We start from the raw sequence: 21834 nt of genomic DNA, 5'->3' as shown, positions 1-21834 counted from the left end.
ATTTCATGCCTATTTTTAACATTTAGCGATATTTTACCCGTTATTTTTTTATGACACTGGTGTCATATTTAACAAGTTGTAAAATAACCGTACCACAAACCTGCAGTTTACGTTAACGTAAACCGGTGTGAAAATGAATAAATATTCACTGAGTTATGTAGCGAAAATAAATGCTTTCTTTTTTATTGAATCTCTTTGCTGTCGTTCAAGGTCGATACCACAGCGCACATTAGAGTAAATACTCTTTTCAATGTCTTTTTATGGGTAAATTTAAAACCACTAATTAATGCATAATTATCATCACAACAGTCACATTTTGCATAATTTACGCTAGTTAGTAAGTCTTTAGCTTGCTCACCCTGTTGACGCCTGCGACAGCTTCTTAGCCGCCATAGCAAAGTGTCCGCAGCGGACACAATTTATGTCCGCGGACACCAAATAATTTAAAAATAAATAATTATCTCATTAAAATCATAACATTAAATTTTGGCATGATATTCGAATAAACATTAAAAGATAATTACAGGACACAACTTATGTTTATTCTCAGTTTATTTTTAGTTTCACCAATCACTGTCTTAGTAGTGAGCTTGATGATCACTTACTGCGAGAATAGACATAGCTAAGGATCACTCATGATAAAAGATACCAGCGGACAAGATGTAAGTATTACGCAAAGACGTAGTTACAAAAAACCATTAATAGTACTGGTGCTATCACTTGCTGTACTTGCTTTATGTGCACAAGCATTTATGGGTAACAATCAAGGTAGTATTTCTGTTGAGCGGGCTTCTTTACAGATTGCTACCGTTAATATTAGTCGTTTAGTACGTGATGTAGCCGCCAGCGGTAAAATTGTTGCTGCAAATGCTCCTAAGGTTTATAGCCCAGAACGTGGATATGTGGATTTACAAGTTAAAGCCGGTGATAAAGTAAATAAAGATGACATTATTGCTTTAGTCGATAGCCCAGAACTCAATAATGAACTAAAACAGCAACAATCGGTGTTAGCCCGCCTTGATGGTGAATTACAACGTAAGCACTTAGAAGCACGCCGACAAAAGTTAAGCTTAACCAAAACGCTTGATCTCGCCCAAGTAGAGCTCAATGCAGCAGACAGGGAAAATCGCCGTGCTAAGCTTTCTATCGAAAAAAACTTGATCAGCCAAATTGATTTAGAAAAAGCAGTTGATGATCTTGCCCGAGCCAAGCTTTCTTACAAACACGCTCAACAAGAAGTTGAACTTGCTAAAGATACACTCGCATTTGAACTCAAAGCTGCAGAGCGCGATCTCGCTCGCCAACAACTGATCGTTGATGATTTAAATCGTCAAGTCAGAAACTTAACTATTAAAGCCAGCGTCACCGGTATTGTTGGTAACCTGCTTGTACAACAAAAAGAAGCCGTTACCCAAAGTCAGCCGTTAATGACGCTGGTTGATTTAAGTAATTTTGAAGCACAACTGCAAGTACCTGAAAGTTACGCCAACGAACTCGGTTTAGGAATGGAAGTTGAGCTCACACTCGGGGCAAAAAAAGTGACTGGTGTGTTGTCGGCAATTTCGCCGGAAGTTAACAATCGTGAAGTAACTACTCGAGTACGCTTTGACGAAGAGCTAAAAGGCATTCGCCAAAACCAGCGATTAACAGCGCGCATTTTATTAGAAAATCGTGATGACGTTTTACAAATCAAACGCGGTGCGTTTATGCAGCAAGGTGGTACGCAGGTTTACAAAGTTATCGGCGACACCGCACAACTGGTAAATATCACAACCGGGGCAAGCAGCATCAACGCAATAGAATTGCTACAAGGTGTTAGCTCAGGCGATCAGCTGATCATCTCCAGTTACGATAACTTTAAACAAGCGCCAACATTATTACTGAGATAAGAACAACCATATTACAAGGATCAACTCATGCTTAAAATGAACAATATTAGTAAACTGTATCAAACAGAAATGGTGCAAACCCATGCATTACGCGACTTTAACTTACAAGTAGAAGAAGGCGAATTTATCGCTGTAACTGGCCCTAGTGGCTCCGGGAAAACCACCTTTTTAAATATCGCAGGCATGTTAGAACCTTTTAGCAGTGGTGAATATCTGCTCGATGGTATTAATGTTGGCAAACTGAACGACAATCAACGAGCGGATTGTCGCAATCAAAAAATTGGTTTTATTTTCCAAGGCTTCAACCTGATCCCTGATTTAAATTTATATGAAAACATTGAAGTGCCACTGCGCTACCGAGGTATTAAAGCAAGCGAGCGTAAACGTCGTATTGAACAGTGCTTAGAACAAGTAGGTCTAGCTTCACGCGCTAAACATTTGCCGCAACAGTTATCAGGTGGTCAACAGCAACGGGTAGCGATTGCCCGCGCCCTCGCCGGTGAGCCGCGCTTTTTATTAGCCGATGAACCAACAGGTAACCTAGACAGCTTAATGGCACGTCAAGTGATGGAATTGCTGGAGCAAATTAACCGTGACGGCGCGACCATCATTATGGTGACTCATGACCCAGAACTTGCCCGCAGAGCACCTCGTAATATTCAAGTGGTTGATGGTCAACTTGCCGACTTTACCTTGTATCAAGGCGCGCAAAACCTAAAAAATGTGGCTGGAGCGTAACTTATGCTATTACATTACCTCGATTTAAGTTGGCGTAGTTTTAAGCGCACACCACTGGTAAGCATGTTAATGGTGCTAGCCATTGCTATTGGGATTGGTGTAACCATGACCAGTTTAAGCGTTTATCATATGATGTCGGCGGATCCTATTCCCGAAAAAAGCAATCAACTTTATACTGTGCAATTACAAACCATGGATGAAGGCCATACGTGGTGGACTAAAGATAACCTGCCGTCACAACTGACCTATCAAGATGCGGTTAATTTACAGAATGCGCCAATACCTGAGCATAAAATTGCCATGATGCGCTCTGGATTTTCGGTGCATATAGATTCAGACATCATTAAACCATTTATAGGTGAAGCACGTTTAACCACTCCCGATTTTTTTAGCCTATTTAATTTATCATTTATTTATGGTGGAAGCTGGTCTTCGCAACAAGAACAGACAGCGGCATCCGTGGTGGTGATCAGCGAAAAGCTCAATGACAAATTATTTGCAGGTAAAAACTCTGTAGGTAAGGTGATTTATCTGGATGATCTCAGTTATGAAGTTGTCGGGGTTATCGCACATTGGCAGCTAACGACTAAATATTACGATTTAAACAATGGCGCATTTAATGAACCCGAAGAATTATTCCTACCTTTTAGTTTAGTTAAGGCTAATGAAGTAGTAACGTGGGGTAATACCAATGGGTGGAAACATGAAAACACGCGAACATTTGCTGACAAGCTGCAGTCAGAAAAAGTTTGGATCCAATTTTGGGCACTATTATCTGACGCCAAACAAAAACAAGCATACGCAGACTATTTATTAGCTTATATGCAAGAACAACAAAAATTAGGACGTTTTAAGCGTAAAGTACTTGAATACAAACTACGCGATGTAAACCAATGGATGCAATACAACAATGTGGTTAGTGAAGACAACAAAATATTGGTCGGCTTAAGCTTTATGTTTTTAGCTGTGTGCTTAGCCAATATCCTTGGTTTATTGCTCGCTAAGTTTTTGCGTCGGGCACCGGAGGTAGGTGTGCGCCGAGCACTAGGAGCCAGTAAACGACAAGTTTTTTTACAGCATCTAGTTGAAGTAGCCATGCTTGGGGCTTTAGGTGGCTTGCTTGGTATTGTGATAGCACAAGTTGGTTTACTCGCTGTGCGACAAAGCTACAGTTACTATGAAAGCTTAGCCACCATGGATATCACCATGTTACTCAGTGCACCTATTATCGCTATAACAACCTGCATCGTAGCCGGACTTTATCCTGCTTGGTTAGTGTGTAAAACCAACCCTGCAATTTACCTCAAGAGCCAATAAGGAGCCTTATTATGTTAGAAATCAAACCTATATTTCATGCTCTTTGCCGCTCAAAAGTCGGGGCAATATTACTCTTAATTCAAATTGCCATAACCACAGCAATCGTTAGTAATGCGGCATTTATTATCCAAGATAGAGTCGCTTTTTTAAATCAAGACACTGGCTACCCTGAACACGATATTTTTAAATTCAACGTGATGACCTTTGGACAAGATGTTGATATAAATCAGCAGATTGAGCTTGATGAAACTATGCTAAGGTCCTTACCAGAAGTCATTGATGCTGCAATGAGCAGTAGCATTCCTTTATCTGGAGGTGGTAGCGCATCTGATTTTAGTTTAAAACCAGCCCCGCAAGAAGGCCTGTCGGTAAGAACTGCTTATTTTTTTATTGATGATCATGGGATCAACACTTACGGTGTAAACCTAGTTATGGGTAGAAATTTTAGCGAAGATGAAGTATTAGTAACAAATAACGTTGATAAACGACCGAGTGTTACAATCGTTTCACAAACCTTACTCAATGAGTTATTTCCTAAAGGAAATGGTTTAGGTCAAACCATTTATTTTGGTGAAACGCCTTTGAAAGTTATTGGTGTAGTTGAAAAAATGATGAGCCCATGGCTTAAAGACAGCCGCCCAGATAATCTTGCATTCATCCCATATATTAATGCAAAGAGTCTTGCCCAATTTGTGGTTAGAACCAAACCAGACCAACGTGATGCAGTGATGAAAGAAGTTGAAAACCTGATGCTAAAAAATTACAGCAAACGGGTGATCAATAATATAAAAGGTCTAGATGAACTCAAAAATCAATATGTTGCTGCAGATAAACTCATGATGCGTATGCTGATTGTGCTGATCACTATTTTAGTATTAGTCACCGCACTAGGTATCTTTGGCTTAACTTTATTTAATATCAGCAAACGCACTAAACAAATTGGCACTCGCCGTGCATTAGGTGCCAGAAAATCAGCTATTATTTACTATTTTTTAGTTGAAAATGCGATGATCTGTGGTGTTGGTTTAATCTTAGGTTGTATCGCAGCTTTATTACTTGGGCAATTGTTAATGCAGCACTTTTCAATTGCCGCACTGCCACCGAGCTATATCGCAGGCACTGCCATTATGGTGTTTGTTATGAGCTTACTTGCCGTGTTTGGCCCTGCAAAACGTGCCGCCAACATATCACCGAGTATCGCCACGCGAACAATATAAAGCAGCTCCCAACCTATGCTACACTGGTTTAATACCGTGTAGCATTTTGAAATAAAGATAACAAAAACAGCGATTAAATTCACATGGAAAAAATACTTATTGTCGATGACAACCCTGCCATATTAGAAGCCTTGTCATTACTGTTAGAAATTCATGACTATCAGGTTGTGACTGCAAAAACGCAGCTTGAAGCCTTACAAATAGTGCAATACCAACGTATCGCGCTGGTTATTCAAGATATGAATTTTAGCAATGACACCACCTCTGGCGAAGAAGGTAAAGCGTTGTTTTATCAACTAAGAGCTCTCAACCCGCACTTACCGATTATTTTGATCACCGCGTGGACTGAACTGGCCAGCGCCATAGAGCTAGTCAAAGCCGGCGCCGCTGATTACTTACCTAAACCATGGGACGATAGCAAGCTCCTCACCTGTGTTAATAACTTAATCGAACTTGGCCAAGCAAAACAACAAAATGTAATGTATGCGCGCCACCAGCAAGAGCGAACATCAAGTTTAGCCGATGCCAACCTAGTTGGTTTAGTGTATCAAAGTACCACCATGGAAAAAATTCTCAATATGGCAATACAAGTCGCTAAGTCAGATGTCTCTGTGCTAATAACAGGTGCAAATGGCAGTGGTAAAGAACGCATTGCACAAATTATTCAAGCCAATTCTCACTTAAACCATGCCCCGTTTTTGACCATCAATGCCGCAGCCCTGCCCCATGATTTAATTGAAGCCGAATTATTTGGCGCTGAAGCGGGTGCTTATACTGGCATCACCAAACAGCGAATTGGTCGCTTTGAGGCCGCTAATGGTGGTACGCTGTTTTTAGATGAAATTGGTAACCTGCCATTATCAGGGCAAATGAAACTACTGCGCGTGTTACAAACTGGTGAGTTTGAACGACTCGGTTCAACAAAAACACAAAAAGTAAATGTTCGGGTTATTTCAGCTACCAATGAAGATTTAAAAGCGGCTATTCATGCAGGTCGATTTAGAGAAGACTTATATTATCGCCTCAACGTGATTGAGCTAAATTTACCCAGTTTAGCGCAAAGACCAGATGACATTTTAGCGCTTGCTAAACACTTCTTAGGCGAGCGCGAATTATCGCTTACAACAGAGCAAGGATTACTCGCGCACAATTGGCCCGGCAACGTTCGTGAGCTAGAAAATGCCTGTAAACGCGCAGCCGTACTCAAACCTAATGGCGACATTACCCTCGATGATTTTGCTCTACAATCGCAACCGCTGCACACTAACTTTGCTAAACAAGAACCCAGTAGAGTAGAACTAGAACAAGCTATGCGTCAGCACCAAGGAGTGATCGCAAAAGTTGCCAGACAGTTTGGTTTAAGTCGTCAAGCACTATACCGCCGTTTGCAGAAATTTGAGATTGATTACTAATGGAAAAAAATAAACCGGCACTGTCTCTCACTCGTAAAATAGTGCTGATATGTAACATCTCTGCACTTATTCCTGTTTGGCTCATCTGCTGGTTAACCCATTTAAGCTGGCCTTCACTACTAATAACAACGCTGCTCACATCACTGCTGGCAAGTTATTTATCTTTTCGGCTCAGCCGCACTCTGGTGCAAGGCATACACTCACTTGAAACTGGTTTGCTTAATTTTAAAGACGGTGAATTAGCCACCTTACTAGCTTATAACGGTAACGATGAATTAGGCCGCTTGTGTCAATTGTATAATCAAACTGCAAAGCAATTACGCCAAGAGAAACAATGGCTCTATCAGCGCGAGCTGATGCTTGATAAAGTGCTACAAAGCTCTCCCCAAGCCGTTATTTTAAAAAATGATAAAGGCTTTATTGTTTATAGTAACTACAGTGCCCGAGACCTTTTTAATGCCAAAACAGCGCTTGAAGGGAGTCAGTTTGCACACCTGCTTGAAAATGCTCATCCACAGTTAAACAATGCTTTAACGCGCGGTAGTGATGGTTTATTTACGCTAGATACTGAAGACCAAGAATCTCAAGCGTGGCATTTATCAACCGGTAAGTTATTACTTAACAATCAATACCATTACTTATATGTCTTTAAACAACTCACCCGCGAACTTAGCCGTCAAGAAGTGGAGGTGTGGAAAAAGGTCATTCGGATCATTAGTCACGAACTTAATAACTCTCTGGGTCCCATGTCGTCAATGCTGCACAGCGGCCAGTTACTCAGTGAAAAAGTAGACGAACCCAGACTTAGCCGCGTGTTTGCTACCATTTCTGAACGCATCAAACATTTAAACGACTTTGTACAAGGCTATGGCAAATTTGCCAAACTGCCCACTCCTCAGCCAAGCGCAATTAATTGGCAAGTGTTGCTCACACAACTGCAAAATCAATGGTGTTTTATGCTCGATATAAGTAATGACGTGCATACACTGGCTGATCCGACTCAAGTCGAGCAGCTACTGATCAACTTAATAAAAAATGCTCACGAATCAGGCTCTGCAAGCGAACATATAAGTGTCACTGTTACACAGAATATTAAAGGCACACATATCAGCGTAAACGACCAAGGTAAAGGTATGAGTGAGCAAGTGATGGCCAATGCATTAATCCCATTTTATTCAACTAAAGTCGCTGGTAGTGGTTTGGGGTTAGCATTGTGCCGTGAAATAGTCGAAGCGCATCATGGTCAAATTAGCTTACACAATCGTAAGCACGGCGGGCTTAGTGTTCATGTTATTCTGCCCCACGGTCCTAACAAACAATCACAAAAAAGCCGCAATTAAGCGGCTTTTTGTTGATTTGCTGATAAACGTTATTCAGCGCCAGCTTCTTTATATTTAGCTGCTGTTTCGGTGATCAGTGGTTGTAATTCACCACGTTGAAACATTTCAATGATAATGTCACAACCACCAATTAATTCGCCATCAACCCACAGTTGTGGAAATGTTGGCCAATTGGCATATGCTGGTAATTCAGCTCGGATATCAGGATTTAGTAAAATATCAACATAGGCAAACGGTTCACCGCATGACATTAATGCTTGAGATGCTTGTGAAGAAAAACCACAATTTGGTAATTTAGGCGATCCTTTCATATAAAGGATAATTGGATTTTCAGAAATTTGCTGTTTAATTTTATCAATGGTTTCCATCTACAACCTCAAAAGTGACGATAGCTGAACATATTAAGGCTTGAAAAATTTTCATTAAGCCTCATATATGTATCTTAAAGTGGGCAAATAAAGCCGCAATCGAAATAGTCTTGCATTTGCACTGCTGTTTGGCATTGCTGTTTGCTAAAACTTGAGTAAAATACTCAACAATTATAGTAACACTATAATCTCATTTGGTATAGGTAACTACCCTGTTTGAACAGGCATTAACTATTACTATTTGAACTATCAACCAAAAGAAGATGGAGATAAAAAATGGCATTTGAACTACCGTCACTACCATATGCAATTAACGCACTTGAGCCACATATTTCACAAGAAACATTAGAGTTTCACCACGGCAAGCACCACAATACTTATGTGACTAAACTTAACGGTTTAATCCCAGGTACTGAATTTGAAGGTAAATCACTTGAAGAAATCGTATGTTCTTCTGAAGGTGGCGTATTTAACAATGCAGCACAGATCTGGAACCATACTTTTTACTGGAACAGCCTATCTCCAAATGGCGGTGGCGAAGCAACAGGCGCTGTTGCAGATGCTATCAATGCTAAATGGGGTTCTTTTGAAGCATTCCAAGCAGCTTTTGATGATAAAGCAGTAAACAACTTTGGTTCAAGCTGGACATGGTTAGTTAAATTAGCTGATGGTTCTTTAGACATCGTTAATACTTCTAACGCTGCAACGCCACTAACTCAAGACGGTGTAACACCGATACTGACTGTGGACCTGTGGGAACATGCTTACTACATTGATTTCCGTAACGTTCGTCCAGACTACTTAAAAGCATTCTGGTCGCTTGTTAACTGGGAATTCGCGAACGCTAACTTCGCATAATTGATTGCTCGTTCTGAGCAAGCCCAATTTAAAAGACGCTCCGGCGTCTTTTTTGTTTTCTAACATAAATTTTTAATTTTATTGCACAAAAAATCAAATTCGTGACTAAGCTTTAAATAACCTTTGCTTCTTTTTTAATTTGTAAGCACCTAGTTTAAGCAGGTTTTTCGGAGGTTTCCATGAGTATTTTTGAGCATTACCAAGCACGATACGAAGCGGCACAAGAAGAAGAGTATAGTATCGCTGAGTTCTTAGAGATTTGTAAAACTGATAAGTCGGCTTATGCCAGTGCACCAGAGCGATTATTAGCGGCCATTGGTGAGCCAAAAATGATCGATACTTCAAAGGATGCACGGTTAAGTCGATTATTTTCAAACAGAGTAGTAGCACGTTACCCTGCCTTTAATGATTTTTACGGTATGGAGGATGCAATTGAACAAATCGTTTCATACCTAAAACATGCTGCGCAAGGCCTTGAAGAGTGTAAACAAGTGCTTTATCTACTTGGGCCTGTAGGCGGTGGTAAATCATCGATTGCCGAAAAGCTAAAATATTTAATGCAACAAGTGCCTATTTACTCAATTAAAGGCTCACCGGTCAATGACCACCCGTTGGCGCTTTTTGATCCTAATGAAGATGCTGAGCTGATGGCAAAAGAATACGGAATAAAGCCCCGTTACTTAAAAACCATTATGTCACCCTGGGCCACTAAGCGCTTATCTGAATTTAATGGTGATATTAGCCAGTTTAAAGTGGTAAAACGCTACCCCTCTATTTTAAATCAAATTGCTATTGCAAAAACTGAACCTGGGGATGAAAACAACCAAGATATTTCCGCTTTAGTCGGTAAAGTTGATATTCGCAAACTAGAACATTTTGCTCAAAACGATGCTGATGCTTATGCTTATTCCGGTTCATTATGTCTTGCAAATCAAGGGTTAATGGAATTTGTTGAGATGTTTAAAGCGCCAATCAAAGTATTGCATCCGCTTTTAACAGCCACGCAAGAGGGAAATTATAATGGCACCGAAGGTATTAGTGCACTGCCCTTTAATGGCATGATTTTGGCTCATTCAAACGAATCAGAATGGCAGACCTTTAAAAACAACAAGAACAATGAAGCCTTTTTAGACCGTGTTTACATCGTCAAAGTGCCGTATTGTTTACGTGCATCTGAAGAGGTAAAAATCTACGACAAGCTATTGGAACATAGTGAATTATATAATGCTCCTTGCGCGCCAGGCACACTGGAAACATTGGCAAAATTTACCACGCTATCACGGTTAAAAGATCCCGAAAATTCCAGTATCTACTCAAAAATGCGGGTATATGACGGCGAAAGCTTGAAAGACACCGATCCTAAAGCTAAATCGTATCAAGAGTATCGAGATTATGCCGGTGTTGATGAAGGCATGACCGGACTATCAACTCGGTTTGCATTTAAAATTTTATCGCGCGTGTTTAACTTTGACACACTTGAGGTAGCGGCAAACCCAGTGCATTTATTTTATGTATTAGAGCAACAAATTGAACGAGAGCAATTCTCTGCCGACGTTGAAGAACGCTACTTAAGCCACTTGAAAGGCTATTTAATCCCGCAGTATGTTGAGTTTATTGGTAAAGAACTGCAAACAGCTTATTTAGAGTCCTACTCTGAGTACGGGCAAAACATTTTTGACCGCTATGTCACTTATGCTGATTTTTGGATCCAAGACCAAGAGTATCGCGACCCTGATACCGGCCAGCTATTCAACCGCGAAGCATTAAATGCCGAACTTGAAAAAATTGAAAAACCAGCCGGCATTTCAAATCCAAAAGATTTCCGTAACGAAATCGTTAATTTTGTATTGCGTGCACGGGCGCACAACAACGGTAAAAATCCATTGTGGACCAGCTATGAAAAACTGCGCACTGTGATTGAGAAAAAAATGTTCTCCAATACTGAAGAACTATTACCCGTTATTTCTTTCAATGCGAAAACATCCGCAGAAGATCAGAAAAAACATGAAGATTTTGTCAATCGTATGGTGGAAAAAGGATATACCCAAAAGCAAGTTCGTTTGTTATCAGAGTGGTATTTACGCGTGCGTAAATCGCAATAACACGCAGCTGTGTATTTTTAGGGGGTCTTTATGGCGCATTTTATAGACCGTCGCCTGAACGGTAAGAATAAGAGCACGTTAAATCGTCAACGCTTTATCAGGCGCTATAAAAAACAGATCAAAGAAGCGGTGTCAGATGCAATAAATAAACGCAGTGTCACTGATTCCAGTAGCGGTGAGAGTATTTCAATTCCGCAACGGGATATCGGTGAACCTACTTTTCATCAAGGTAAAGGGGGCGATAGAGAACAAATTCATCCTGGTAACGATCAGTTCTCAACCGGTGATAAAATTAAACGCCCGCAAGGTGGCCAAGGTGGTGGAGCCGGCGAAGGTGAAGCGAGTGACTCTGGTGAAGGCGAAGATGACTTTGTCTTCTCGATTTCTAAAGATGAGTATCTAGACTTACTGTTTGAAGACTTAGAGCTGCCAAATTTACAGCAAAACCAGTTAGACAAACTCGTGCAAATGAAAACTCATCGTGCTGGTTTTTGTAGTGATGGTATGCCGAGTAATATTGATATTGTGCGTTCACTTCAGGGCTCACTTGCAAGGCGTGTTGCGATGAGCGCGGGTAAAAAGCGTCAATTAGCAGAGCTTGAAGCACAGCTTTGCCTATTAATGGCTGAGCCTGAACCAGATATAGCTGCTATTGCATTAATGGAGCAAGAAATCGCCGCATTACAAAAACGCATCAGTGCAGTGCCCTTTATTGATAATTACGATTTGCGTTTTCGTAACTATGAAAAACAGCCTCATCCAACTAGTAAAGCGGTGATGTTTTGTATTATGGATGTGTCGGGCTCGATGGATCAAGCAACCAAAGATATGGCAAAACGTTTTTATATTTTGCTTTATCAATTTTTGACCCGCAGTTATAAAGACATTGAAGTGGTGTATATTCGCCATCATACCCAAGCCAAAGAGGTCGACGAACAGGAGTTTTTCTATTCCCAAGAAACTGGCGGCACAATTGTCTCCAGCGCACTGAAGTTAATGAATGAGATAATTACCGAGCGTTATAACGCTGGCGAGTGGAATGTGTATGCAGCACAAGCCTCTGATGGCGACAATTGGGCAGATGACTCTCCCCAATGCTCAGAGATCTTACGCAACAAGTTGCTCAGTACCATTCGCTATTACGCTTATATTGAGATCACTACCCGCGCCCATCAGAGCCTATGGCGTGAGTATCAAAATATTTGTCAAACTCATAATAACTTTGCTATTCAACATATACGCAATGTTGAAGATATTTACCCTATTTTCCGTGAGTTATTCAAGAAGAGCCGTCAACACCAAGGGGCAGCCTAGGCTGTACAGCGAGGTATTTATATGACCAATAAACGAATGAGCGATGGGCCAGATTGGACATTTGAATTACTACAACAATACCAAGACGAAATAGCGCGGGTTGCTGAACATTATCGCCTCGATACTTATCCTAATCAGATTGAAGTGATCACCGCAGAACAAATGATGGATGCCTATTCCAGTGTTGGTATGCCTATTGGCTATAGTCACTGGTCTTATGGTAAAAAATTTATTCAAACTGAGCAAAATTACAAACGCGGACAAATGGGATTGGCTTATGAAATTGTCATAAACTCGAATCCTTGTATTGCTTATTTAATGGAAGAAAATACCCTTCCAATGCAGGCTTTAGTGATGGCGCACGCTTGCTACGGGCACAACTCGTTTTTTAAAGGTAATTATTTATTTAAAACATGGACTGATGCCAGCTCTATTATTGACTACCTATTATTTGCAAAAAATTATATTGCTCGTTGCGAAGAAAAACATGGCATTGATGAAGTCGAAAACCTAATCGATTCATGCCATGCACTTATGAATTACGGTGTTGATCGTTATAAACGCCCACAGCAAATATCTTTATTTGAAGAACAAAAACGCCAACAAGAGCGCGAAGATTACTTACAATCACAAGTGAACGAACTTTGGCGCACAATACCTTCACATCAACAGGAAACTAAAAAACACGAGCGTCATTTTCCTTCAGAGCCACAAGAAAATATTTTGTATTTTATAGAAAAAAATGCGCCATTACTGGAATCTTGGCAACGAGAAATAATTCGTATTGTGCGTAAAATCTCACAATATTTTTATCCTCAAAAGCAAACCCAAGTAATGAATGAAGGCTGGGCAACGTTTTGGCATTATACTATTTTGAATCACTTATATGATGAAGGGAAACTCACTGACTCATTCATGTTAGAGTTTTTACAAAGTCATACTAATGTTGTGTATCAGCCCCCTTACAATAGTAATTATTATTCGGGTATTAACCCTTATGCGCTGGGTTTTAATATGATGGTGGATATCCGCCGTATTTGTGAAAACCCTACCGAAGAAGATAAACAGTGGTTTCCAGAATATGCCGGGAGCAACTGGTTAGATACGCTGCACTTTGCAATGGAAAACTTTAAAGACGAAAGTTTTATTAGCCAATTTTTATCACCCAAACTTATTCGTGACTTTAAATTATTCACTATTATCGATCATGAAAAAGATCCGAATCTACAAGTTGGTGCGATCCACGATGAAAGCGGCTATCACGCGGTACGGACTGCGCTCTCAGCACAATATAATCTCAGTAATCACGAACCCAACATTCAGATCTATGATGTTGATATTAGAGGTGATCGCTCTTTAACCTTGCGCTACGTGCCACATCAAGATATTCCACTGGCAAAGTCTCACCACGAGGTATTAAAACACCTTTACAGACTATGGGGCTTTAAGGTAAAACTGGAACAAGAGTCAACCTCTGGCGAATTGAATATACTCGGGCAATGTCCATCAGATGATTCACGCCATACAACAGAGTGAATAGAATGGATAAAAAGCTTCTCGTACTAATTGATTCAGTAGAATTTGCGCGTACTGCTATTTTGCACGCGAAACACAAAGCAATTGGTAAGCAAAAACATATTGATATTGTCGCCTTTGCCTATGAAAGTGCAGGTAATATTTTGTTCTCGCCGCCAGCTGAACAATTGCAAGTAATTCAAGAAACAAGGTTGGCTACTCTCAAAAAAGAATTAGTACCACTACTTGAAAGCGAATTGTCAGAATCAGATTATTCATTAAATATTATTTGGCATGAGGCACCTGAGCAATGGTTAGCCAATGAGAGTGACTTTGAAAATTATGAGATGGTGATAAAAACGCGCCATATTGACGAACATTGTCAATTTAGTGAACTTGACTGGCAGTTGATCCGCTTTACCCCGCTACCACTTTATTTAGCTGCGGATAATACTTGGCGCAATAACACCAATGTGTTAGCTGCACTTGATTTAGGTAGCGAAAAAGCCACTAAATACAAACTAAACAAAGATATGATTGAAACTGGTTTAGCGTATTCCAAGCATTATGACTGTCAGTTTTATACTTGTTATACCGTTCATGTTTCCCCAATTTTAAGAGACTTAGGCATCGTATTTTCAGACGAACAAGTACTGAATGCTTTTGACAAACTACCTGTCATTCAACGTAATTTAATTCTTGAGCACGATCTTAAAAATAACCTTCACATAAAAGCGGGCTTAGCCGAGCAAGTGATCCCAAGTATTGCAGCTAAGCTTAATGCAGGTCTTGTGATCATGGGCTCAGTAGGCAACATAGGTATAAAAGGTAAGTTAATTGGCAATACCGCTGAAAAAGTTATGCGGTTACTGAAAACAGACTTGCTTATTTTACCTCCTGAATGTTAGATAATTGCTAGTGATAATATAAAAAATGACGCATTTTGCGTCATTTTTTATGCCTATTAAAAGCAACCTAGTTTGGCTAGTTAAACCTTTTACTATTGTGCCTTAAAGGCTTTTTATACTCATCAAGATTAACTCAAATCTTTATACGCCGTGATACAGTTTCTGCCATTTTCTTTTGAAAAGTAAAGAGCTTTATCTGCCGCTTCAATCCATTTTTCATAGCGCTCAAATTCATCTTGAAAACAGGCAAAACCAACACTTACCGTCATTTTAATTTGTTGTTCGCCAAAGTAAAAAGATGAATTTTCAATTAAACTACGCAAACGCTCAGCAAATATCTCAGCACCTTTGCGATCCGTGTCCAACAGCGTTACCGCAAATTCTTCGCCGCCATAACGACCTGCAATGTCTGTTTCACGCAATGTTTTACGCAGTAAATCAGCAATGTTACGCAAGGCTTCATCGCCACAACGATGGCCATGTTCATCATTTACTTTTTTAAAGTGATCGATATCAAACATCAATAAAGTACTTGTGCCACCACTGCGTTTGATCCTAAGAAATTCTTTGCGTAGGGTATCTTCCCAATGACCGCGATTAGTCAATTTTGTTAGTGCGTCTGTTTGACTCATTTGTTCAAGTTTACGATTTACTTCTTCGAGCTCTTTTTTATTCACCGCCATATCAGTTACATCATAAAGAATGATACAAATATGGCCAACTTCTCCCATCGTATTTGACAGAGGAATAAATGTCGCGTTTTGAAACATATGATCTGCTTTACCCGTGATTGGACGGTAATTTTTAAAGCGGAAAATGTATGGCTGCTGTTCCCAAATAGTAAATGAGCGATTTTTCAAAATAAACACAGACTCTGACTTACTGCGAAACCACTTTTCATCAATTGATGGAAATAAATCAAATAAATCTTTATCTTTTACTGCGCTGGGTAACATACCCGAATGGTTTTCCATAAAACCATTCCAAATACACACTTTATAGTCCCTATCTAACACCACTAAACCAACATCTACGGTATTAAACATATCCATTAACCAATGGATTTCATTCATATTAAAATCAGCAGCAGGCATAATGTTAGTCTTCTAATAGGTAAGCAACTTTGTATTTCAAAGTTTTTAGTGAGTCTTCGGTAAATAACAGCATCAAGTCACAGTTAATATTGTGGTTCTCAATACCATAGCTAATTTCTATTGCCAGAGTACGTTGCCAGCGTGATTTGTTTGCTTTAACTAAATCAGATACATCACAATGTTGCCCTAATACCACCGGGTGTCCTTGGCTAAAGGTCATGTCTAATTGGCGAGATAATCCAGTTAAGATTGCACCAATCAGGATATTACTAATATCCATTAATAACTCCAGCTCAATTTTCTTATTGAGCTCCCCTTGATAGTTCATCAAGGACGCAATTTCTTTAAAGCTAGAATCATTTAGAAGCAACAATGCCTCACCGGATACACCACCACCAATAAAACCTTGGCATACGCCTGAGGTTGTTGCATTAGCATCAATTGAGCGCAGCGCCATATCAAGTTCATTAACTTCGAGAATATTGACATTAGGAATAGGCAGTTCAACAAATACATTTAATAGCCGTGCTAATAAGTCTCCAGCCTGACCCATTGCCACGTTAGTAAGCTCTTGGTATATATCCCTAACATCTGGGTCAACTTGCTCACCTAAGCGGTGTGAGAGCCGCTCGCGCATTGCTTTATCTTTAATTCCATGGTGTTCGATAATATCGGCAAGCTTTTGGGCATCACATGGTTTTTGAATAAAGTCTATCGCGCCAAGTTCGAGTACCCGTTGATGCGCATTAGGCTGAATATCGCCAGAGACAACAACGGTTAGTATATCCAAGTTTTGCTCTTGAATTGCTTGCAGTACTTCGTAGCCATCCATTTGCGGCATATTTAAATCGAGGAATAAGATTTCCGGGCTTAACGCTTTAATTTGCTCAATACAATGCACGCCATCTTCAGCAAACTCAACTTTAATATCCCAATCATCGGGCAACGAACGAGCTAACTGACGGCGCGCAAGCTTAGAATCATCACAAATTAGTACCGATGTTGACATAGTCTCTCTCTGATTGCTTTTATTTTTATTATTAAAAATGTAAACATTTACCACTGCTTTATGTTAATCAATGTAACCATGCATTACAATTTTAAATTGCATTAAACTCTTGGTGTCCATGAATGATTATAATACACTCAGCCTAATTGCGTTAACTCTAAAGGAAATACCTTATGCTCCGTTCACTCACTTTTGCTTTAAGTGCCTTTTGTTCAATGGCTTTTGCCGCCGATATGACCGAAAATACGCTTGATGCGGGAAAAGTATCAGCACAATCTAAGCCAATCACTTTATTAGGACAAGGTGTAAAACTAGGCGATAAAGCACCAGACTTTAAAGTGGTTGATGGCTCATTCACGCCAATTACTTTAGCCGATTACCAAGGTAAAGCCGTTTTAATCAGCGTTGTTCCAAGTCTTGATACTGGTGTTTGTAGCATTCAAACCAAGCATTTTAACGAAAAGGTTGCATCGCAATTTCCAAATATAGCCATGCTCACCATTAGTGCTGATTTACCGTTTGCACAAAAACGTTTTTGCAAAGCCGAGAACATAGATAAAATTACTGCCTTATCTGATTCAGTATGGCATGACTTTGGTCAAAACTATGGTCTGATCATCAAAGATATGGGCCTGCTTACCCGAGCTGTGTTCGTATTAGATGCAAGTCATAAAATTGTTTATAAACAGTTGGTAGCCGATTTATCAACTGAACCAAAATATGACCCTGTTATAAGTGCTTTAACCGCGTTGTAATCTTGCAAATAACAGTCATAAAAAAACCGCCAATCGGCGGTTTTTTATTGATTGAATTATCAACCCAATAATTCAGCAAGTTGCTGATTAACAGCTTCAACAGCTTGGGTACCGTCTAAACGATGATACTGCGTATTGCCCGCTTTAGCTTCCGCTTGGTAATAATCAACCAATGGCATTGTTTGCTCATGGTAAATACCTAAACGTTTACGTACTGTTTCTTCTGTGTCATCAGCACGGATGATCAGATCTTCACCTGTTACGTCGTCTTTACCTTCCACTTTTGGCGGATTGTAAACAACGTGATAAACACGGCCGGAACCAGGATGAACGCGACGTCCACCCATGCGATCAACAATAATCTCATCAGCGACATCAAATTCAATAACGTGATCAACAACGACGCCATTTTCTTTCATTGCATCAGCTTGTGGAATGGTACGAGGGAAACCATCTAGTAAAAAACCTTTCTCACAATCCGCTTTAGTAATACGCTCTTTAACAAGGCCAATGATGATGTCATCAGAAATTAACTGACCTGCATCCATTACTTTTTTTGCTTCAAGACCCAGTGGAGTGCCTTCTTTAATTGCAGCACGTAACATATCACCAGTAGAGATCTGTGGAATACCGTACTTGTCCATCAAAAACTGAGCTTGAGTGCCTTTACCTGCACCCGGCGCGCCCAAAAGAATAATGCGCATATCATTGTCCTCGGTTGATACTAATCAAAAGAAAAATCCGCAGATCAGTATGATTTATTTTAAAGCCTGAATTCTTCCATAAGCGCCGCCGATACTCAAGCAACTTATACCAATTGACTACGTTGAGATCATAAAAAAAGGGAACCGAAGTTCCCTTTTTATTAAAATGTTAGTTTTTGAGCAATTACTTACTCAAATCTAACATTAATTTATTTAAGCGAGTCACAAAACCTGCTGGATCTTTTAATGTACCGCGCTCTGCAAGCAAGGCTTGATCAAGCAGTACATGTGACCACTGTGCAAATTTGTCTTCGTCTTGTTCAACATTTAAATGCTTAACAAGTTGATGCTCAGGGTTAAGCTCAAAAATTGGTTTTGCTTCTGGAGCAGCTTGACCAACTGATTCCATTAGCTTTTGCATTTGTGAGCTCATGTCGTTGTCATCAGCGACCACACAGGCTGGTGAGTCAGTTAAACGATGCGTAAAGCGTACATCTTTAACATTATCGCCAAGTGCTGTTTTGATGCGCTCAACTAAGCCTGCAACTTCTTTTTCAGACTCTTCTTGCGCTTTTTTGGTCTCTTCATCATCTAAGCTACCTAAGTCTAGGTCACCACGGGTAATTGACTTAAATGGTTTTTCAGCAAACTCGGTTAAGTGGCTCATCATCCACTCATCAACACGGTCACTCATCAACAGTACTTCGATACCTTTCTTACGGAAGATCTCTAGGTGTGGAGAGCTTTTCGCCGCAGTGAATGAATCTGCAACAACGTAGTAAATCGCATCTTGGCCTTCATTCATACGCTCAACGTATTGCTCTAATGAAACGTTTTGTGCTTCTTCATCAGTGTGTGTTGATGAGAAACGCAGTAACTTAGCAATCGCTTCTTTATTCGCTGCATCTTCTGCTGGACCTTCTTTGATCACTTGACCAAATTCATTCCAAAAAACTTGGTAATCGTCGGCTTTATTTTTCGCCATACGCTCAAGCAGTTTTAAGGTACGTGACGTACAACCTTTACGGATTGCTTGCGTTACTTTGTTATCTTGTAAAATTTCACGCGATACGTTTAGCGGTAAATCGTTTGAATCAAGTAAACCTTTTACAAAGCGTAAGTAGCTAGGCATAAATTGCTCAGCATCATCCATTACAAATACACGTTGTACATACAGCTTTAAGCCACTTTGACGGTCACGATTCCATAAATCAAATGGTGCTTTTTTAGGAATATACAGTAAGCTTGTGTATTCAGTTTTACCTTCAACTTTGTTGTGAGCCCAGCTCAGTGGATCTTCCCAATCATGGCTTACATGCTTATAAAATTCTTTATATTCATCATCAGATAGCTCTGATTTATCACGCGTCCACATTGCTGTGGCTCGGTTAATGCTTTCCCACTCACCAGGTACGGCTGGAATTTTCTCGCCATCTTCACCTTCTGACTCAGGCACTTCGGCTTTGTACATTTGTACTGGTGTTGAAATATGATCCGAGTACTTAGTTACAATACTACGTAGGCGCCATTCATCAGCAAACTCTTTTTCATCTTCACGAAGGTGTAAAGTAATTTCAGTACCACGGCCTGCTTTTTCAATTTCTTCTAGGGTGTATTCGCCCTCACCTTGTGATTGCCATTCAACGCCTTTTTCTTCACCGGCTTTGCGAGTACGAACAGTCACTAAGTCTGCAACTATAAATGCAGAGTAAAAACCAACACCGAACTGACCAATCAGTTGCGAATCTTTGCTTTGGTCGCCAGTTAAGTTTTTGAAAAACTCAGCAGTGCCTGACTTAGCAATAGTACCTAACGAGCTGATCACTTCATCACGAGTCATACCAATACCGTTATCAGAAATAGTGACGGTATTTTTTTCTTTATCGGCACTGATACGTACACGTAAGTCTGCGTCACCTTGGTATAGTTCACCATTTGAAAGTGCTAAAAAGCGTAATTTATCAGCCGCGTCAGAGGCATTTGACACAAGCTCACGTAAGAAAATTTCTTTATTAGAATAAAGTGAGTGAATCATTAAGTTTAATAGTTGTTTAACTTCTGTTTGAAAGCCTAATGTTTCTTTTTGTGCTGCAGTCATTTATATATCTCCAATTTGCAAAGTGTCTGCGTTATGCACTTAATATGGGGCGCGGTTTGTTAACTTCAAGTCAAAAGAGCAAAAAAGTAAGCTATAGCAAGATAAACACGGAAGTTAAGTTGTTTTTTCTTACAATCAAAATGGCTGTGGGCAATGTAGGTGCGTTTGCTTGGAGCTTCGAGGGTGTACAAAAAACAGATCGCTGGCATGTAATTGTAAGCGCTCAGCCAGTTGTTGGCTATGTTGGTTTTTATACAGATCACAGCCAATAATTGGGTGCCCAATGCTGTGACTGTGAATACGTAATTGATGTGTACGCCCCGTCACAGGGGTAAATTGCACTAAAGTACGCGGCGGTGATGTTAAGCGCTGTAATACTGAATAGTCACTGACGGCAGACTTACCCGTCACATTACAAATTTTAACTAATGGAAAGAGTAATTTATCTTTGACTATTGCAGCGTTTATTTGACCTACGTCATTTAATAACCAGCCATCCAACATGGCTATATAGTGTTTTTTTATTGTCCCTGATTGAAACTGCTTATTAAGGAGCTTAGTTGATTCAGAGTTAAGGCCTACAATCATAATACCTGAAGTACCATAGTCTAATCGATGCGGCAATTTAGCTGTCGGAAATGCGGCAGTCAGACCTGGCTGCCCATTCACTAAACGATAATGCACAGAATCCCAATTGGCCGGATTTTTACCAGATAAACTCAGTAAGCCACTGGGTTTATTGATCAATAAAATATCATCGTCTTTATATAAAATTTCCACATGCTCATGACAAACCGATGCAATAAAGTCATCGACAATAGAATGCTGTGGCAAATTTGTATCAGACATTATTTCTCTCATTATTGATTTTATAAAAACGTTGCAACATTAGTATCTTGAAACTAGTTCAATTTCTATCATACACAAAAAAAGTCGGTATGCTGCGCTGTAGTTTGGCTTTTAACTATAAAGGGCGCTAGTTTTCAAGATTAGAAAATGGCAGTGAACGCATGTCGAAGGTTAACACTGCGCTGCTGACAGCTCAAAGCCATTAGCTTTCCTACAGACGTAAAAAAAGCCGCTTCATTTCTGAAGCGGCTTTCTCAATTTGGAGCCTGGCAATGTCCTACTTTCACATAGCAAATGCTACACTATCATCGGCGCTGTTTCGTTTCACTACTGAGTTCGGCATGGGG

18 protein-coding genes are annotated in these 21834 nt (G+C 40.0%); 12 read left to right on the top strand and 6 right to left on the bottom strand.

Annotated elements, in window-relative coordinates:
* Nucleotides 1–635 precede the first annotated feature (635 nt).
* From H5187_RS18010 to H5187_RS17985, 6 genes are all read left to right on the top strand, one after another.
* Nucleotides 636–1889: an efflux RND transporter periplasmic adaptor subunit gene (locus tag H5187_RS18010; RefSeq protein WP_182794884.1), complete on the top strand. Its 1254-nt coding sequence runs from the start codon at nt 636–638 to the stop codon at nt 1887–1889.
* 27 nt (nt 1890–1916) lie between these two features.
* Nucleotides 1917–2627, top strand: a complete 711-nt coding sequence (locus H5187_RS18005) for an ABC transporter ATP-binding protein (RefSeq protein WP_182740608.1) — start codon at nt 1917–1919, stop codon at nt 2625–2627.
* A 3-nt stretch (nt 2628–2630) separates the two neighbouring features.
* Nucleotides 2631–3944, top strand: coding sequence for an ABC transporter permease (locus tag H5187_RS18000; protein ID WP_182798127.1), 1314 nt, complete (start codon nt 2631–2633; stop codon nt 3942–3944).
* Between the two features lie 11 nt (nt 3945–3955).
* Entirely contained in the window at nt 3956–5161 is a 1206-nt protein-coding gene (locus H5187_RS17995; protein ID WP_169021298.1) for an ABC transporter permease, read from the top strand.
* Between the two features lie 83 nt (nt 5162–5244).
* Nucleotides 5245–6573, top strand: coding sequence for a sigma-54 dependent transcriptional regulator (locus tag H5187_RS17990; RefSeq protein WP_182794886.1), 1329 nt, complete (start codon nt 5245–5247; stop codon nt 6571–6573).
* Nucleotides 6573–7913 (top strand): PAS domain-containing sensor histidine kinase, encoded by a 1341-nt coding sequence (locus H5187_RS17985; protein WP_182719483.1) that lies wholly within the window; start codon nt 6573–6575, stop codon nt 7911–7913. The genes H5187_RS17990 and H5187_RS17985 overlap by 1 nt, the downstream gene beginning before the upstream one ends.
* Before the next feature lie 29 nt (nt 7914–7942).
* Here H5187_RS17985 and H5187_RS17980 read toward each other — a convergent pair whose 3' ends face one another.
* Nucleotides 7943–8281 carry a Grx4 family monothiol glutaredoxin gene (locus H5187_RS17980; RefSeq protein WP_182740609.1) on the bottom strand — a complete coding sequence of 113 codons (339 nt, stop codon included), beginning with the start codon at nt 8279–8281 and terminating at the stop codon, nt 7943–7945.
* Between the two features lie 276 nt (nt 8282–8557).
* Here H5187_RS17980 and H5187_RS17975 point away from each other — a divergent pair, with 276 nt between their 5' ends.
* From H5187_RS17975 to H5187_RS17955, 5 genes are all read left to right on the top strand, one after another.
* On the top strand, nt 8558–9139 hold the full coding sequence (locus tag H5187_RS17975) for a superoxide dismutase (protein ID WP_145242146.1): 582 nt from the start codon (nt 8558–8560) through the stop codon (nt 9137–9139).
* A gap of 179 nt (nt 9140–9318) precedes the next feature.
* Nucleotides 9319–11241: a PrkA family serine protein kinase gene (locus H5187_RS17970; protein WP_149982777.1), complete on the top strand. Its 1923-nt coding sequence runs from the start codon at nt 9319–9321 to the stop codon at nt 11239–11241.
* Between the two features lie 30 nt (nt 11242–11271).
* Nucleotides 11272–12555: a YeaH/YhbH family protein gene (locus H5187_RS17965; RefSeq protein WP_182740610.1), complete on the top strand. Its 1284-nt coding sequence runs from the start codon at nt 11272–11274 to the stop codon at nt 12553–12555.
* Nucleotides 12556–12576: 21 nt separating this feature from the next.
* The gene (locus H5187_RS17960) at nt 12577–14091 is read left to right on the top strand and encodes a SpoVR family protein (RefSeq protein WP_145242153.1); all 1515 of its coding nucleotides are present in this window, start codon (nt 12577–12579) and stop codon (nt 14089–14091) included.
* A 5-nt stretch (nt 14092–14096) separates the two neighbouring features.
* Nucleotides 14097–14978, top strand: coding sequence for a universal stress protein (locus H5187_RS17955; protein ID WP_182798126.1), 882 nt, complete (start codon nt 14097–14099; stop codon nt 14976–14978).
* Between the two features lie 128 nt (nt 14979–15106).
* Here the strand turns inward: H5187_RS17955 and H5187_RS17950 are convergent, their stop codons facing one another.
* Both H5187_RS17950 and H5187_RS17945 read right to left on the bottom strand, forming a co-directional pair.
* On the bottom strand, nt 15107–16072 hold the full coding sequence (locus tag H5187_RS17950; protein WP_182719485.1) for a diguanylate cyclase: 966 nt from the start codon (nt 16070–16072) through the stop codon (nt 15107–15109).
* 4 nt (nt 16073–16076) lie between these two features.
* The gene (locus tag H5187_RS17945; protein ID WP_149982781.1) at nt 16077–17081 is read right to left on the bottom strand and encodes a response regulator; all 1005 of its coding nucleotides are present in this window, start codon (nt 17079–17081) and stop codon (nt 16077–16079) included.
* Nucleotides 17082–17254: 173 nt separating this feature from the next.
* Here H5187_RS17945 and tpx point away from each other — a divergent pair, with 173 nt between their 5' ends.
* A complete protein-coding gene (gene tpx / locus H5187_RS17940) occupies nt 17255–17836 on the top strand; it encodes a thiol peroxidase (protein ID WP_182798125.1) in 582 nt (193 codons plus the stop codon).
* 59 nt (nt 17837–17895) lie between these two features.
* Here the strand turns inward: tpx and adk are convergent, their stop codons facing one another.
* The 3 genes from adk to H5187_RS17925 form a co-directional block, all read right to left on the bottom strand.
* A complete protein-coding gene (adk, locus tag H5187_RS17935; protein WP_149982783.1) occupies nt 17896–18540 on the bottom strand; it encodes an adenylate kinase in 645 nt (214 codons plus the stop codon).
* 184 nt (nt 18541–18724) lie between these two features.
* Nucleotides 18725–20638, bottom strand: a complete 1914-nt coding sequence (htpG, locus tag H5187_RS17930; RefSeq protein ID WP_182719486.1) for a molecular chaperone HtpG — start codon at nt 20636–20638, stop codon at nt 18725–18727.
* A gap of 135 nt (nt 20639–20773) precedes the next feature.
* Entirely contained in the window at nt 20774–21487 is a 714-nt protein-coding gene (locus tag H5187_RS17925; protein WP_182798124.1) for an RluA family pseudouridine synthase, read from the bottom strand.
* Nucleotides 21488–21834: the final 347 nt, after the last annotated feature.

This window comes from Pseudoalteromonas sp. SG44-1 (genome assembly GCF_014164315.1).
GTDB lineage: Bacteria > Pseudomonadota > Gammaproteobacteria > Enterobacterales > Alteromonadaceae > Pseudoalteromonas > Pseudoalteromonas rhizosphaerae.
This window is presented reverse-complemented; position numbering and strand designations above follow the sequence as displayed.